General features: G+C 67.9%; 1 protein-coding gene. It reads right to left on the bottom strand.

The features are described from left to right. Positions 1-112 precede the first annotated feature (112 nt). Positions 113-1516 (bottom strand): heavy metal translocating P-type ATPase (locus tag ACRDUX_RS03780; protein ID WP_526411161.1); only part of this gene is annotated, 1404 nt, incomplete at its 5' end.

Genomic DNA, 1516 nt, shown 5'->3' with positions numbered 1-1516 from the left:
CGAACATCAACTGTGCGACACCGTATCTCAACCTGACCGAGATACCTCCGTCACCTGCCCACCGTCGCGATGTCGGAATGGGTGCACGGCTCTGCAGGCCGACCGACGCTCACTACGCTCCGGCCGCACCCGGTGTCGGAAGACGAAGACGTTTAAGGGTCAACGCATTAACGGCAACGAGGATGCTGGAACCTGCCATCGTGATCGCGGCGATCTCCGGGCGCAACACCAGACCAAACGCCGGCTCGAAGACCCCCGCGGCAATGGGTAGCGCCACCGAGTTGTAGCCAATCGCCCAGACGAGGTTCTGCTTCATCTTGCGGACCGTGCCCCGCCCGATCCGCAGCGCCACGGCCACATCGAGCGGATCCGAACGCATCAGGACCACATCGGCGGTCTCCACCGCGACATCGGTGCCGGCGCCGATCGCGATCCCGAGGTCGGCCTGAGCCAAGGCCGGAGCATCGTTGACACCGTCACCGACCATCGCCACCCGATGTCCGGCGTTCATGAGTTCGGTGACCTTCGCGGCCTTGTCGCCGGGCAAGACGTCCGCGATCACCTCGGTGACCCCGATCTGCGCCGCGATCCGCTGCGCGGTGGCCGCATTGTCTCCGGTGAGCATGACCACCTCGACGCCCATGGATCGCAGCTCCGCGACAGCGGCCGCGGACGTGGGCCGCACCGCGTCGGCGATGCCGATCACCGCCACCGCCCGCCCGTCGACCGCGGCGAGCACCGCCGTTCGCCCCCCAGCGGCAAGTTCCTGCTGCCGGGGACCCAGGACGCCCAGGTCGATGCTCTCCGCAGTCATTAGCCGGGTGTTGCCCACCACCACGCGGTGACCATCCACGACCGCGGTCGCACCCTGTCCCGCCACGTTCGCGAAGTCATGCGCATCGAGACGTCGTGCTCCCGCGGCATCGGCGTGCCGCACCACCGCGGCCGCCAGCGGATGCTCGGATTCGCGTTCTACCGCGGCGATCAGCGCCAGCGCCTCCGTCTCGGGCAGCCCCTCCACCAGCAGGTCGGTCACCTCCGGGGCACCCAGGGTCAGCGTGCCGGTCTTGTCCATAACCACCACGTCGATCTTCTTCGACGTCTCGATCGCGGTCGCGTTCTTGAACAACACTCCGCGGGCAGCGCCCAGACCCGTCCCGACCATGATCGCGGTAGGCGTGGCCAGCCCCAACGCGTCGGGACAGGTCACCACCACCACCGTGATCGCGAACAACAGCGCCTCGCTGACCGAGCGGCCCACCAGCAGCCACACCACGAACGTTCCGACCCCGCCGAGCAGCGCCACCAGAACCAGCCAGAACGCCGCCCGGTCCGCAAGACGCTGACCGGGTGCCTTGGAGTTCTGCGCCTCCTGCACCAGCTTCACGATCTGGGCCAACGCGGTGTCCGCACCGACCTTGGTGGCCCGGACCCGCAGTGTCCCCGTGGTATTGATGGTGGCCCCCACCACCTCGTCACCAGGGCCCTTGTGAACCGGCAGGCTTTCACCGGTCAC

The organism is Mycobacterium sp. (assembly GCF_050701675.1).
Classification (GTDB): domain Bacteria; phylum Actinomycetota; class Actinomycetes; order Mycobacteriales; family Mycobacteriaceae; genus Mycobacterium.
This window is presented reverse-complemented; position numbering and strand designations above follow the sequence as displayed.